We start from the raw sequence: 12,681 nt of genomic DNA, 5'->3' as shown, positions 1-12,681 counted from the left end.
GCTTCATTTTTTCTGCTCGCCGTTACATTATTCACTGGTGTTCACCTCCGGCGGCCTTCGCTAGGTAATCGGCGTATTGAATCCGGTACACATCCCGGTATGCCCCGGGCATGCCAATCAGTTCCTCATGGGTGCCCCGCTGCACAATTTCCCCTTCATCCATGACAATAATCTGATCGGCATGGCGGAGAGATGATATCCGGTGAGCAATGATAAGCGTCGTCCGGCCGCGCATAACCTCTTGGAAGCCCGTCTGTATTTCATGTTCTGTTTCCATATCGACCGCGCTGGTGGCGTCGTCAAGAATCAATATCCGCGGATTCTTCAGCAGGGCTCTCGCGATGGCGATCCGCTGCTTCTGGCCTCCCGACAGACCCATACCGCGCTCACCCACAACGGTGTCATAGCCTTCCGGCATTTCCATAATAAAATCATGCGCTTTGGCTAATTTTGCCGCCCGGATTACCTCCTCCATCGTCACTTCTTTCAGCCCATAAGCGATATTTCCCCGAATGGAGGACGAGAACAAAAAGGTCTCCTGGAACACGGCGGCGATCTGCGATCTCAGACTCCGCACTCCCAGTTCTCTAATGTCAGTTCCGTCAAGCCTAATGCTGCCTTCATCCACATCATAAGCACGCATCAGCAGCTGAATAATCGTCGATTTTCCCGACCCGGTTCCGCCCAGAAAGCCGATGACCGAACCCGGTTTAGCTTCAAAATGAATGTCTGTAACCGCCGGCACCTTGTTTCCGTAGGCAAAGGTAACATGGTCAAAGACGATATGGCCCTTAACTTCGGCTGAGTTCAGCTCTACCGCATCCGGTTTGTCCTGCACGTCAATCCACTGGTTCAATACCTCCAGCACTCTCTCTCCGGAAGCCTTTGACTGCGTATAGTTGTTAATATGAAAGCCGAGACCCCATACAGGCGCAATAATATACCAGATTAGGCTGAAAAAGGCGACAAGCTCGCCGAGCGTCATTTGTTTGTTAATGACCAGCGTTCCGCCCACGCCAAGCAGAATCACTACACAAGCGCAGGCCAGAAACTCCATAGCCGGGAAGAACTTGCTCCACAAGCCAGCGGCGTATATTTGATTGTTCTTGTAGCGCTCATTGCGTCCGGAGAATTTATCTACCTCATAAGGCTCTCTGGCAAAAGATTTGACCGTCCGCACACCGGTGACGTTCTCCTGAACCGTTGTCGTCAGCTCGCTGAGCGCTTGCCGCATCTCCTGAAAAGCAGGGTGAATACGAGCTTCGAATTTAAAGGCAACCGCAGCCAGGAACGGCATCGTAACCAGCGTCACCAGCGTGAGCTGCCAATTCAGTGAGAACATCATGATCGATCCAAATACTACCATAAAGAAGACATTCAGCAGCTGAGCAAATCCGAAACCAATAAAAAGGCGGATTGCTTCCAGATCTCCAGTTAGCCGGGACATAAGATCGCCGGTCTTGGCGGTGTCATAATAACGGAACGACAAAAATTGCAGCTTCTCATAACAAGCGTTGCGAAGACGGTAGGCCAAATAATTCCCGAGCCTTCCTCCGAAAAATCCGTGTGCAAACTGCAGACACGCCTTCACACATACAACTGCCAATACCGTCAGTGCGATCAGTGGAACTTCACCAAATTTCATGGGCAAGATAACATCGTCAATCAGCTTTCTTAGCAGGTTGGGGGTAATCAGCCCCACTGCCGTAGCGGCAGCCAAACAAACGATCGATAGAATCAGAAAATGCAGCCTCTCCCGGTAAAAGACCCGCAGCTGCCTAAGAACATCCATGTCTCTCCTCCTTTTTTCACAAGTTTCCGAACTTTAACGCTTTCACAATTCTAGAGACTTTAAGGAGTTTATCACTCCTAATTTAATGGAGCAAAGCGGAAAAACACCCAAATTTAACGTTAAACACTCGAAATCATCGTTTATACCAACTAAATACGCCCCCAGATTCATAGAATGCTTCCGTTTTCTCACAAATACTGGCTTCAACAAGAAAATCAAAACAAATAAAAAGCGTCTCCATTGTCGGAAACGCTCATCGTTATCCTTGTTATTATAAATTGTCTGACATAACGGCTTCGGATTGAATCAGGATGGTTCAGGCGTCTCCATCTCCGTTACGACTTGCCACGACACCCCGTACTTGTCCTCAAGCTGACCGAAGTGCGCTCCCCAAAATTGCCGCTTCAACGCGTCGATTACTTTGCCGCCTTCGGCAAGCTTATCAAAAGCTGCATAAGCCTCTTCTTCGGTCGAAAACTCCAGCGTAAGAGCCAACCCATTTCCCCGTTCAATCGGCTTAAAAGAGTCGCTCATATAGAATTGAATACCTGCGGCCTTGAAACTCAGATGCATAACCTTGTCCTTATACTCCGGATTTGGGTCAGGTCCATCCGCGAATGTCATCACACTCAGAACTTCTCCGCCAAGCGCCTCGGTGTAAAACGCAGCCTGCGATCTTGCATCCTCCGAAAAAATGTAGGGGGTCAGTTTAGCCATGCCTTCAACATCCTTTCATTCCTGAGTTTGAATTTCTACTCACATGTTAACACGGAACATATGTTCCTGTCCAGTTCAAGAAAAATAAAAAGCCCTACCGCAAGGGCAAGGCGTTCACTCCTCATTTTTTTATGACCATTCTTGAAGTTTTCTTATTCACCTCAGCATCATGGTCAGCAATATAATCATTCAGCAATTTTTGGGCGGAAACGCATTCGGTGGGTGTATTCGCGCCCGTTGTTCGCAGCAGCTCAATCATTTTCCCCTTAACGTTTAGATCAGTTAAAGTATCCCCACTGCGCAAGAAACAAAATTTAATGTCTTCCCCTTCAGGGAAGTATCTCTCGCTTTTGTTCGTTTCTGAATCCACTGTAAAAAATTCAATATTGCCGTCAAGATTGATACCGCCAAAAGCAATCATGACTTTTACTTCCCGTTGGTTTAAATCATCGGTATTGAAAAAATCAGTCAGGGCGTTATTGATCGCAGAAAAATCCGTCTTCACATCAAAATAGGGCAGCATCTGCACCGACAACTCTTCACAAGGCCCTTGGCTGCCAGCAAAAGCAATAAAAGCTTGATTCCCGATATTAATAAATCTCTGATAATCTTCTTGCAAGATTTCATTATTATCTCCTATTAATGTTCCATCGCTCATTACGCATAAAAAATCCCTTCTGCCCAAAACAGATACAAAGCTCATAGTATTCCTCCTAATCTTGTATATGCAGTTATTTATGTAAAAATAAAATACGTGTCCGAGCGCCTTGGGCATAAGAGCGTCAAGATCACTGCGAACACGTATTTGCATGTTAGGCAAGATGGGCAGCCTTGATCAATCAAGGCTAACCGATGCTTCCCTCCATCTCGAATTTGATAAGACGGTTCATCTCGACGGCGTATTCCATCGGGAGTTCCTTGGTGAACGGTTCAATGAAGCCCATTACGATCATCTGGGTCGCTTCCGCTTCGGTAAGGCCGCGGCTCATCAGGTAGAAGAGCTGCTCCTCGGATACCTTGGAGACGGTAGCCTCATGCTCCAGCGTAATGTTATCGTTCATGATCTCATTATAAGGAATCGTATCCGAAGTAGATTCGTTATCCATAATGAGCGTATCGCATTTAATATTTGACTTCGCGCCTTCCGCCTGGCGGCCGAAGGAAGCGAGTCCGCGGTAAGTGACCTTTCCGCCGTGCTTACTGATCGACTTGGAAATGATGGTGGACGTCGTGTCCGGTGCCAGATGGATCATCTTGGCGCCAGCATCCTGGTGCTGGCCTTTACCGGCCACCGCGATAGAGAGCACGGAACCTTTTGCTCCGCGTCCTTTCAGAACAACCGCCGGGTATTTCATCGTCAGCTTGGAACCGATGTTTCCGTCAACCCATTCCATCGTCGCGTTCTCTTCCGCAACCGCGCGTTTAGTAACGAGGTTGTAGATGTTCGGCGCCCAGTTCTGAATGGTTGTATAGCGGACACGTGCGTTCTTTTTACAGATGATTTCAACGACCGCGCTGTGCAGCGAATTCGTGCTGTAGACCGGAGCGGTACAGCCTTCCACGTAATGCACGAAGCTGTCCTCATCGGCAATGATCAGCGTTCGTTCGAATTGTCCCATGTTCTCTGAGTTGATACGGAAGTAAGCCTGCAGCGGTATCTCGCATTTAACGCCTTTTGGAACGTAGATAAAGCTTCCGCCCGACCAAACGGCGCTGTTCAGCGCTGCGAACTTGTTGTCGGTCGGAGGAATCACGGTGCCGAAATACTGCTTGAAGATCTCGGGATGCTCACGCAGAGCCGTGTCCGTATCCGTAAAAATTACGCCCTGTTCTTCAAGATCATGCTGCATGCTGTGGTAGACGACCTCGGATTCGTACTGTGCAGAGACACCTGCAAGGAACTTTTGCTCCGCTTCGGGAATGCCGAGCTTATCGAACGTTTCCTTAATTTCGGAAGGGACTTCTTCCCAAGTCTTGCCCTGCTTCTCGGATGGTCTCACATAGTACTGAATATCGTTGAAATCCAGATCATCAAGGTTTCCACCCCAACGCGGCAGCGGCATTTTACCGAATTGCTCGAGCGATTTCAGACGGAAGTCCAGCATCCACTGCGGCTCATTCTTAATCGCCGAGATTTCCTTGACAATTTCCGGAGTCAGCCCTTTACCCGTTTGAAATACCGCCTTGTGCTCGTCCCGAAAACCATATTTGTACTCTTCAATTTCAGGCGCTTTTTTGGCCATGGGGGTACGCCTCCTTCAGTTTAATTAGTGGTGATGCCGTTCTTCCTCGTCGATGCCTTTGCGCAGCGCATTCCAGGCCAGTGTCGCACACTTGATCCGTGCCGGAAATTTGTTAACGCCGGAAAGAGCCTCTATATCTTCGTAATCGTCGAACGTCACGTCCTCGCCTTTCATCAGTGCAGAGAATCGGCTGGCCAAATCCAGCGCCTTCTCCACTGTCTTCCCTTTAACCACTTCAGTCATCATTGAAGCGGAAGACATGCTGATCGAGCAGCCTTCGCCGACATACCGGGCTTCCTTCACGACTCCGTCTTCAACCTTAAGCTGTAGTGTAATACGGTCACCGCAGGTAGGATTGTTCAATTCCACCTTCATAGCATCGTCTTCGAACAAACCGCGGTTCCGGGGATTCTTATAATGATCCATGATTACACGTCTGTACAAATCATCCAATTGCATCGGCGAAATACTCCTTTGTCCGGATTAATGCCGAGGCCAGCCGGTCAATATCTTCTTCGGTGTTATACAAGTATAAGCTGGCCCTTGCCGTAGAACTAACTTCCAGCCAGCGCATCAGTGGCTGGCAGCAGTGGTGGCCCGCCCGGACCGCTATTCCTTCCGCATCAAGCACAGTAGCTACGTCATGCGGGTGAACATCCCCCAGATTGAAGGTTACGACGCCCACTTCCCGGTTACGCGGTCCGTAGATCGATATACCTTCAACTTCGGCAAGACGCTGCTCCGCATAGGCCGCGAGCTTAATCTCATGCCGATGAATCTCGTCAAGACCGACCTCTTGCAGGAAGTCAATCGCCGCTCCAAGGCCAACTGCGCCCGCGATGATCGGTGTGCCGCCCTCGAACTTCCATGGGAGTTCCTTCCAGGTTGATTCATAAAGGCCGACGTCATCAATCATTTCCCCGCCAAACTCAACCGGCTCCATGGCTTCCAGCAGCGCTCTTTTGCCGTAAAGGGCACCGATGCCGGTTGGCCCGCACATTTTGTGGCCGGACAAAGCATAGAAGTCGCAGTCCAAATCCTGAACATCAACCTTCATATGCGGCGTGCTCTGCGCGCCGTCAACCACCATTACCGCACCGTGGCGGTGAGCGATGGCCGCCAGTTCCTTCACCGGACTGGTGACGCCCATTACGTTGGAGACATAGGCCACGGAGACGATCTTGGTGTTGTCCGTAATCGTCTTCTCGGCGTCCTCGAGCAGAATGGTGCCGTCTTTTTGCAGCGGGATGAACTTAAGTGTCGCTCCAGTCTTCTTGGCGAGCTGCTGCCACGGAATCAGGTTGCTGTGGTGCTCCATCAGGGTAATCACGATCTCATCGCCCTCACCGACAGCGGAAGGACCGTAAGAGGAAGCTACCAGATTAAGAGCCGTCGTCGTACCGCGGGTAAATACGATTTCTTTGGTACTATGGGCGTTAATAAATCTGGCAACCTTCTCTCTGGCTCCTTCATAGGCATCGGTTGCGCGGCTGCCCAGCGTATGGACACCGCGGTGAACGTTGGAATTATCATGCTCGTAGTAAGCCTTGATCGCTTCAATTACCTGCCGCGGCTTCTGCGATGTCGCTGCACTGTCCAGGTATACGAGCGGGTGGCCGTTAACATTCTGGTTCAGGATGGGGAATAGTTCCCGGATAGAGCTGTTCATTGGCCCAACTTCCTTTCCACAAGAGACTTAAGCTGATTGCGCAGTCCCTCAAGTGGAATTTGCGATACAACCGGCGCAAGGAAGCCGTAAATAACCAGTTTCTCCGCATCCGAACGCGAAATACCGCGGGACATCAGATAATAGATTTGTTCCGGATTAACCTGCCCTACGGAAGCGGCATGACCTGCGGTAACGTCGTCCTCGTCTATAAGCAGAATCGGATTGGCGTCGCCGCGCGCCTTAGGGCTAAGCATTAGCACTTTTTCCGTCTGCTGGCCGTCAGCGCGCGTTGCGCCTTTCTCGATTTTGGTAATGCCGTTGATAATCGACGTGGCGTTCTCACGCATAACCGCACGGGTAATCATATTGCTTGGCGTATTCTTGCCGAAATGCTGCGCCTGCGTCGTGTAGTTGAGCTTCTGCGAGCCTGAGCCTACCGCGATGACTTTTGCGTCGGAGCTTGCCCCGTTGCCCTTAAGCACCGACTTCGTGTCGCTGGCCGTATCTCCGTCGTTCATTTCGCCGACAATCCACTCGACCGTTCCGTCATTCTCCACGATAGCGCGGCGGTACGTAACATCCGTGGTATCCGCACCGAATTGATGCACCGTAGCGTAGCGGACCTTCGCTCCGGCTCCGACGAACACTTCCACTGCGCCGTTATGAAGTCCGGCTTCACTCTTGCCCGATACATAGTTGTCAACATAGGTTACCGAACTGTTGCTGTCCGCAACGATCAGGACATGGGGTGCAAATGAAGCCTCCGCGTCGTCTGTCAGGAATACAGCCTGAACCGGTGTATCGACCACTACATTCTTCGGAATGTACAGGAATACGCCACCGTTCCACAGCGCCGCGTGCAGAGCCGCAACCGAATGCTCTTCTGGTTTGACCGCAGTGTGCAAGTACCGCCGCACTAGCTCTCCGTGCTCCTTAACCGCAGTTTGCAGATCCGTGAAGATTACACCCTGATCCGCGAGCTCCGGGGCAAGCCTCGCATAGACCGCTCCGGAATTCCGTTGAATGATAAGGCTTCCTTCCTCCGAGCTGCCTGCAAGTGCGGCAATGGAGGAGGGTGCTTCGTTCAATGCGGCGATCGCCGCGCTTTCTTTATAGCTGCCGTATTGGTTTATATTCCAACGATCAATCCGAGTCTTCTCCAGCTTTGGCAATTCCAGTTCCGCGGCCAGTTCCAGCGCCTTTAGGCGGCTTTCCTTCAGCCATTCCGGCTCGCCGCTTCTCAGCGACAGTTCGCTCAATCGGCCGGCGTCAACCGGAAGAATGGTTTGCGTAGTCATTATGGTCTCCTCCTTCCAGGCGTTCTTAAGCTTCCTGCCCTACGGTTTCATCTTCGATCCCCAGCTCTTCCTTCACCCATTCATAGCCATCGGCTTCCAATCGCTCGGCAAGCTCAGGGCCGCCGGACTTAACGATTCTGCCTTGCATCATAATATGAACAAAGTCGGGTTTGATGTAGTTAAGCAGACGTTGGTAGTGAGTGATAACCAGGAAACCGCGGTCTTCGCTTCGCATAGCGTTTACACCCTGCGCGACAACTCTCAGCGCGTCGATATCAAGACCCGAATCGATTTCATCCAGAATCACAATTTTCGGTTCCAGCAACAACATTTGCAGAATTTCGTTGCGTTTCTTCTCGCCGCCGGAGAAGCCTTCATTCAAATAGCGGTGCATGAACTCCGGATTCATCTCCAAATCCTTCATCTTGCCTTCCATTTGGCGGATAAACTTGATCAGCGAAATTTCACTTCCCTCTTCGCGGCGCGCGTTGATCGCACTGCGCAGAAAGTCGGAGTTAGTTACGCCGGCGATCTCACTGGGATACTGCATAGCAAGGAATAATCCGGCGCGGGCACGCTCGTCGACCGACATCTCCAGCACATCTTCACCCTCAAGGGTTACGGTTCCTTCCGTCACTTCGTATTTCGGATGACCCATCAGCGATGAAGCTAGAGTACTTTTACCGGTGCCGTTCGGGCCCATGATGGCATGAACCTCGCCGCCCTTCATTTGAAGGTTAAATCCCTTCAAGATCTCTTTCCCCTCAATCGTCGCTTTCAAACCCTCAATGACAAATTCTGCTGCCATAACGTTCATTCCCCCCATTGATCGATTTGCGAAATCAGAAATATTGCAACAGGCTGCCCTGATCCCAACATCGTGTTTTAGAGTGCTTATCAAATTATAATAATTATAAATTGATTCTCAGTGATTATCAATGATTTTCACTCATTTTATTATAATGAGCCCGTATTTTCAAACCGAAATTTTCATTTTCATGGATTTTTTCAGTAAATGCTCATGATAATTGTCATATTATTGCCCTAATATGGACTTAATACTTCTCCGCTTTTCTTCAAAGGTATCTTCGCTCATAACAGGATATAATGTAGTTTCGTCCGGAGGAACCGCAAGTTCGATCCAGGAACGGCATCCGCCGTATTCCGGAAGCATCTCGATTTCGGCTGGCTTCTCCAGCTTGTATACTTTGAGCAGCAGTACATGCAGGGGTTCCTTCGCCTTCCATTTCAGCCGTTCCTCAGCCAAATTCCCAGTCCACATATGGTAGGGATAGAGCCGTTCAAGCTGTTCAAAATCGCGCACCTCAAGATCATCGACGGCCTCGGCATAAGCGGTGATCTTCACATGACTGGCCCCGGCGTCAAATTCCGAAAGTGAACGTTCCACAGAATCCCGGTATGGCTCCTTGACCAGATGGGTCCGTTGATGCTCGTAGGTCGGAAATAAATAAAAGGAATGGCTCTTGAGCTCGAATCGCCGGGTTTCTTCCTCGATGCCTCCTTTTCGCAGAAGCATAATCTGATCTCCCTCGGAAAGAACGTCAATGGCTGAGGCCCATTCTTTCAAAGCGACAGGGTTAAGATTCATCCCCTTACCTCTCCTTCCATCCTGGAACTCTTGCTGCTTATGTATCTATTATAGCGTCATTCACTCCATTTCGACAGGCTGATGTTAAAGAACCTTCCGCCAAATCCTGACACAACGGATATCAGGAGGCCAAAGTGGAGCAATAAATTCATGCCGCGTAAAGGTTTCCTTCCCTGGTCACGGCAAGTTTGATGCTTTTATTAATAATGAGCTGCGCCATGGAGTTAAGTAAATTATCTGAAAAATAACAGAAAAAGCCTCCGCGATGGAGGCTTCTCTACTATACAAAAGATTTCGACAAAAGATTTCCACAGTGGATAACAGCAGCTAAGCTTGATCTCAGCCGAGGAAAGAGCGCAGCATCCAGGAATGCTTCTCGAAATCACTGCGGATTTTGATGAACAGATCCGCCGTAGGCTGATCTGTTGCTTCCTCTGCCAGCTCAATGCCTTCAGTTAACTCTTCGGCTATAGTCGTAAAGTCTTCGACCAGCGATTGTACCATGGCGCGGCTGTCTTCCTTGCCGGTTGCTTCCTGAATCGTCGCAATCTCAAGATATTCCTTCAAGGTCGCAGCAGGGGTTCCCTTAATGCTCAGCAGGCGTTCGGCTACCTCGTCCATTTTCTCCGTAACTTCATCGTAAAGTTTTTCGAACTTGACATGAAGGGTGAAGAATTGCTCGCCTTTTACATACCAGTGGAAATTGTGTATTTTGACGTACAATACGTTCAAGTTGGCGACCTGTCGGTTTAGCACTTGCTCGATAGAGGTAGAATCCACTTTGTTCGTTGCTTTAGCCATAGTTAATCCCTTCCTTTATCCAAAATTGTAGCCGGCTTGTTATTGATGATCCGGCCCCTGCACAGCTGTCTAATGTCCAATTACCCTTATACGCGGCTTGGCGAAACTCCAAAAAATCGATTATCCAAAAATTTGTCAAAATACAGGATATGATCTCCTCTTACGTAGAATGCTCGGAGAAGACCTTGCTTATCCGCCTCATCCTCTTTTTAACACCGTTTACTTCTTTCATAAATATGCAACTTATTCCTTAATATTAAAAAAGGGCCCTTTCGGCCCATTCATCCTCAGTATTGACTAAATCATCTTAAGCAGAGCTTCGGATCCCGTCATCCCGGGAACAATCCCAAGCTTTTCCGCTTCGACCGTAACCGATTCCAGAGGAGCTTCAAGCAGCTGCTCCAGCGTCCGAACCCCCACCGCTCTGCCGGCAATGATGCCCCGGTCTGCCAGACGTTCGTTAAGCAACCCGATGTCAAGCGCGCCGCACATAATATAACCTCTATCGTTGCTGATTGTCAGCAGCGTCGTTTTGGGCAGCTTCACTTCAACTCCAAGCATAATATGATCGCCAACTGCAACTGGAACCATTGTCACCATTTATAGGCACCTCCTTCATTGACTTACCCCGCTGTATGTTTATGCCTGACGGTAAGCTCGCGTGTGGACGATGGTCCCAGATTTTCAAGGGAATCAGGAGACATAAGACCTATTTTTTTTCGAACTCTACTCTATAACTATTTCATGTTTAATGTTATAGTTTATATACAAAGAACCATTCCTATGAATAAAGCTGGGGGATATATGGATAATAAAACGCTGAGTGCAGACGAGCATTATTTGTTTAATGTCGACATCTTGATAAATGCCCGTACCAACCGGCTTGCTTTGCAATATTTGCTTGAATTGATGAACAGCAGTGATGTTGTGGCCGACTTCAGAATTCGTTCAGAACTGCCCTTGGGAAAAACCATTGACAGCCTTCTTGATCCCCTGCAAACGATGTCTAAGCAGGAACAAGCTCTTCCTGATACACAGCCTGGCATTCGTCGCGCTGTACTCCCGAAGTCTTCTGTCTTGCCGCAAAGTCCCGTTTCACCGGCAAATCCCGGCAATGAACAAGACTACCGTAAGTCGATTGAAAGTCCCGCCGACCCTTACGGTCAGATTCGCGCATTTATTCAGGACAATCGGCTTGTCCGGTTAAGAGCCAACCGTCAAGGCAAGCAGATATCAATGCCATGCCGCATTCTGAATTTCGACGAGGCGTCCGCCACTCTTAACGTCTACCAAGTTGACGAGAAACAGGTTTACACGTTCAGGCTGAATGAAATCGACGAATTTTTGTAAAGCAAAAAGGGTGCCTAGACCATATAGTCTAAAGGGACCCTTTTTGTTTATAACTTATTATTGGCACCGGAGCGTCCTGACACGCCTTTATCAGAGGATCTTTTCAAATTATGCGTTTCTACGGGAAAAGGCCTCCAGTGCGAGCAGCAGCCAGCCTGCAATGAAGCATACTCCGCCCAGAGGGGTAATCGCTCCCAGTACTTTGATTCCGGAAATACTCAATGCATACAAGCTTCCCGAGAACAGGACGATGCCGGCAAGCAGCAGCCAGCCTGACCACCGCAGCCGCGAACTCTCTCCCCATTGCCCTGCGGCAATCCCGACAATCAGAAGACCCAGCGCATGCATCATATGATACTGAACGCCCGTTTCATATACCGCCATGGCGCTCTCCCCTAGCGAGGATTTCAGGATATGGGCGCCAAAAGCGCCTATGGCTACCGCCAGCATGGCGAGCAAAGCCCCTAAGCCTATAAATGTACGCTGCAAAGAAGACAACTCCTTATCTTGTACTTTATATTTCCATCATAACGGATGGGAAGGCTCCAAATCCAGTATCCTCATATTTGTTCCTTTTGCTTGCATTTAGTGCCGCTTTGTGAAAAATTGGATATATACATAACAATCCGAAAAGGAGTGCGCCAAAGTTTATGAATGAACAAGATTTCTCGCAAAATAATATGCCGCAAAATGCAGCCATTTCCGGCAACGACACCTCCGGCTTTGCCCCTTACCAAGAGGAACCACGGGTCCTTAAGCATTCCGGTCCAGGCATCGCTTCTTTTGTCATTTCCATCGTTACACTGGCGGGATACATCGTCTCTTTCATAGTCGCCGGAACCTTAATCGCACCGGTGTTAAATGAAACGGATGTGCTGAAAGGCGAATCGGGCGGAGCCTTCCTGTTTCTCGGGTTGGCCATACTTGCACTTGCGGCGCTTAATGTCATCGGCGTCGTGGTGGGCATCATCGGTCTAGCCCTGCGCGGAAGGCGCAAGGTATTCGGGATCATCGGCACGATCATCAACGGGTTAATTCTGCTTCTGTTCCTGCTGCTGTTCGCAGTGGTTCTGATGAGCGCAGGCTCCCTGTAATAAATTTGGGTGCCGCTGTCCTACTAGGAATGTGGACCAAGAATGCAAAACGGCCCCTTCGCTTGTCCCAAAAGCTTCGGGAGACAAGATCGAAGGGGCCTTTTCCTG

General features: G+C 49.5%; 14 protein-coding genes. 2 read left to right on the top strand and 12 right to left on the bottom strand.

Translation table 11 applies throughout. The features are described from left to right. Positions 1–31: 31 nt before the first annotated feature. The 11 genes from KP014_RS12130 to KP014_RS12080 form a co-directional block, all read right to left on the bottom strand. Positions 32–1,792: an ABC transporter ATP-binding protein gene (locus tag KP014_RS12130; protein WP_036590149.1), complete on the bottom strand. Its 1,761-nt coding sequence runs from the start codon at positions 1,790–1,792 to the stop codon at positions 32–34. A gap of 306 nt (positions 1,793–2,098) precedes the next feature. Beyond that, positions 2,099–2,509 carry a VOC family protein gene (locus KP014_RS12125; RefSeq protein WP_036590147.1) on the bottom strand — a complete coding sequence of 137 codons (411 nt, stop codon included), beginning with the start codon at positions 2,507–2,509 and terminating at the stop codon, positions 2,099–2,101. 121 nt (positions 2,510–2,630) lie between these two features. Beyond that, positions 2,631–3,212 carry a hypothetical protein gene (locus KP014_RS12120; RefSeq protein ID WP_036590143.1) on the bottom strand — a complete coding sequence of 194 codons (582 nt, stop codon included), beginning with the start codon at positions 3,210–3,212 and terminating at the stop codon, positions 2,631–2,633. A 142-nt stretch (positions 3,213–3,354) separates the two neighbouring features. Continuing rightward, positions 3,355–4,752: a Fe-S cluster assembly protein SufB gene (gene sufB, locus KP014_RS12115; RefSeq protein ID WP_036590141.1), complete on the bottom strand. Its 1,398-nt coding sequence runs from the start codon at positions 4,750–4,752 to the stop codon at positions 3,355–3,357. 24 nt (positions 4,753–4,776) lie between these two features. Then, positions 4,777–5,211: a Fe-S cluster assembly sulfur transfer protein SufU gene (sufU, locus tag KP014_RS12110; protein ID WP_036590138.1), complete on the bottom strand. Its 435-nt coding sequence runs from the start codon at positions 5,209–5,211 to the stop codon at positions 4,777–4,779. Next, entirely contained in the window at positions 5,198–6,421 is a 1,224-nt protein-coding gene (locus tag KP014_RS12105; RefSeq protein WP_036590135.1) for a cysteine desulfurase, read from the bottom strand. The genes sufU and KP014_RS12105 overlap by 14 nt, the downstream gene beginning before the upstream one ends. Then, complete coding sequence (gene sufD / locus KP014_RS12100) at positions 6,418–7,719, bottom strand: Fe-S cluster assembly protein SufD (protein ID WP_036590133.1); 1,302 nt, start codon at positions 7,717–7,719, stop codon at positions 6,418–6,420. Before sufD ends, KP014_RS12105 begins: the two co-directional genes overlap by 4 nt. 25 nt (positions 7,720–7,744) lie before the next feature. Next, positions 7,745–8,527, bottom strand: coding sequence for a Fe-S cluster assembly ATPase SufC (gene sufC / locus KP014_RS12095; RefSeq protein WP_036590130.1), 783 nt, complete (start codon positions 8,525–8,527; stop codon positions 7,745–7,747). A gap of 228 nt (positions 8,528–8,755) precedes the next feature. After that, positions 8,756–9,328 carry a DUF1802 family protein gene (locus tag KP014_RS12090; RefSeq protein WP_036590128.1) on the bottom strand — a complete coding sequence of 191 codons (573 nt, stop codon included), beginning with the start codon at positions 9,326–9,328 and terminating at the stop codon, positions 8,756–8,758. A gap of 339 nt (positions 9,329–9,667) precedes the next feature. Then, entirely contained in the window at positions 9,668–10,129 is a 462-nt protein-coding gene (locus tag KP014_RS12085) for a Dps family protein (protein WP_036590124.1), read from the bottom strand. Positions 10,130–10,426: 297 nt separating this feature from the next. Further along, positions 10,427–10,729 carry a YunC family protein gene (locus KP014_RS12080; protein ID WP_036590122.1) on the bottom strand — a complete coding sequence of 101 codons (303 nt, stop codon included), beginning with the start codon at positions 10,727–10,729 and terminating at the stop codon, positions 10,427–10,429. A gap of 204 nt (positions 10,730–10,933) precedes the next feature. Between KP014_RS12080 and KP014_RS12075 the strand changes: the two genes are divergently transcribed. Next, on the top strand, positions 10,934–11,479 hold the full coding sequence (locus KP014_RS12075) for a hypothetical protein (RefSeq protein ID WP_090834099.1): 546 nt from the start codon (positions 10,934–10,936) through the stop codon (positions 11,477–11,479). A gap of 108 nt (positions 11,480–11,587) precedes the next feature. Here the strand turns inward: KP014_RS12075 and KP014_RS12070 are convergent, their stop codons facing one another. After that, positions 11,588–11,968 carry a DUF423 domain-containing protein gene (locus tag KP014_RS12070; protein WP_036590116.1) on the bottom strand — a complete coding sequence of 127 codons (381 nt, stop codon included), beginning with the start codon at positions 11,966–11,968 and terminating at the stop codon, positions 11,588–11,590. A 161-nt stretch (positions 11,969–12,129) separates the two neighbouring features. Here KP014_RS12070 and KP014_RS12065 point away from each other — a divergent pair, with 161 nt between their 5' ends. Next, a complete protein-coding gene (locus KP014_RS12065; RefSeq protein WP_036590115.1) occupies positions 12,130–12,573 on the top strand; it encodes a hypothetical protein in 444 nt (147 codons plus the stop codon). Positions 12,574–12,681: the final 108 nt, after the last annotated feature.

Origin of the sequence: Paenibacillus sophorae (assembly GCF_018966525.1) — a bacterium.
Classification (GTDB): Bacteria; Bacillota; Bacilli; order Paenibacillales; family Paenibacillaceae; genus Paenibacillus_AQ; species Paenibacillus_AQ sophorae.
The sequence above is the reverse complement of the archived record's forward strand: the minus strand, read 5'-3'. Positions and strand labels throughout refer to the sequence as shown.

Excerpts from the sequence above, each read along its gene's own strand:
- KP014_RS12075 (WP_090834099.1), top strand. The coding sequence starts at position 10,934 with ATGGATAATAAAACGCTGAGTGCAGACGAGCATTATTTGTTTAATGTC.
- KP014_RS12130 (WP_036590149.1), bottom strand. The coding sequence starts at position 1,792 with ATGGATGTTCTTAGGCAGCTGCGGGTCTTTTACCGGGAGAGGCTGCAT.
- sufB (WP_036590141.1), bottom strand. The coding sequence starts at position 4,752 with ATGGCCAAAAAAGCGCCTGAAATTGAAGAGTACAAATATGGTTTTCGG.
- KP014_RS12065 (WP_036590115.1), top strand. The coding sequence starts at position 12,130 with ATGAATGAACAAGATTTCTCGCAAAATAATATGCCGCAAAATGCAGCC.
- KP014_RS12105 (WP_036590135.1), bottom strand. The coding sequence starts at position 6,421 with ATGAACAGCTCTATCCGGGAACTATTCCCCATCCTGAACCAGAATGTT.
- KP014_RS12120 (WP_036590143.1), bottom strand. The coding sequence starts at position 3,212 with ATGAGCTTTGTATCTGTTTTGGGCAGAAGGGATTTTTTATGCGTAATG.
- KP014_RS12085 (WP_036590124.1), bottom strand. The coding sequence starts at position 10,129 with ATGGCTAAAGCAACGAACAAAGTGGATTCTACCTCTATCGAGCAAGTG.
- sufC (WP_036590130.1), bottom strand. The coding sequence starts at position 8,527 with ATGGCAGCAGAATTTGTCATTGAGGGTTTGAAAGCGACGATTGAGGGG.
- sufD (WP_036590133.1), bottom strand. The coding sequence starts at position 7,719 with ATGACTACGCAAACCATTCTTCCGGTTGACGCCGGCCGATTGAGCGAA.
- KP014_RS12080 (WP_036590122.1), bottom strand. The coding sequence starts at position 10,729 with ATGGTGACAATGGTTCCAGTTGCAGTTGGCGATCATATTATGCTTGGA.
- KP014_RS12125 (WP_036590147.1), bottom strand. The coding sequence starts at position 2,509 with ATGGCTAAACTGACCCCCTACATTTTTTCGGAGGATGCAAGATCGCAG.
- sufU (WP_036590138.1), bottom strand. The coding sequence starts at position 5,211 with ATGCAATTGGATGATTTGTACAGACGTGTAATCATGGATCATTATAAG.
- KP014_RS12090 (WP_036590128.1), bottom strand. The coding sequence starts at position 9,328 with ATGAATCTTAACCCTGTCGCTTTGAAAGAATGGGCCTCAGCCATTGAC.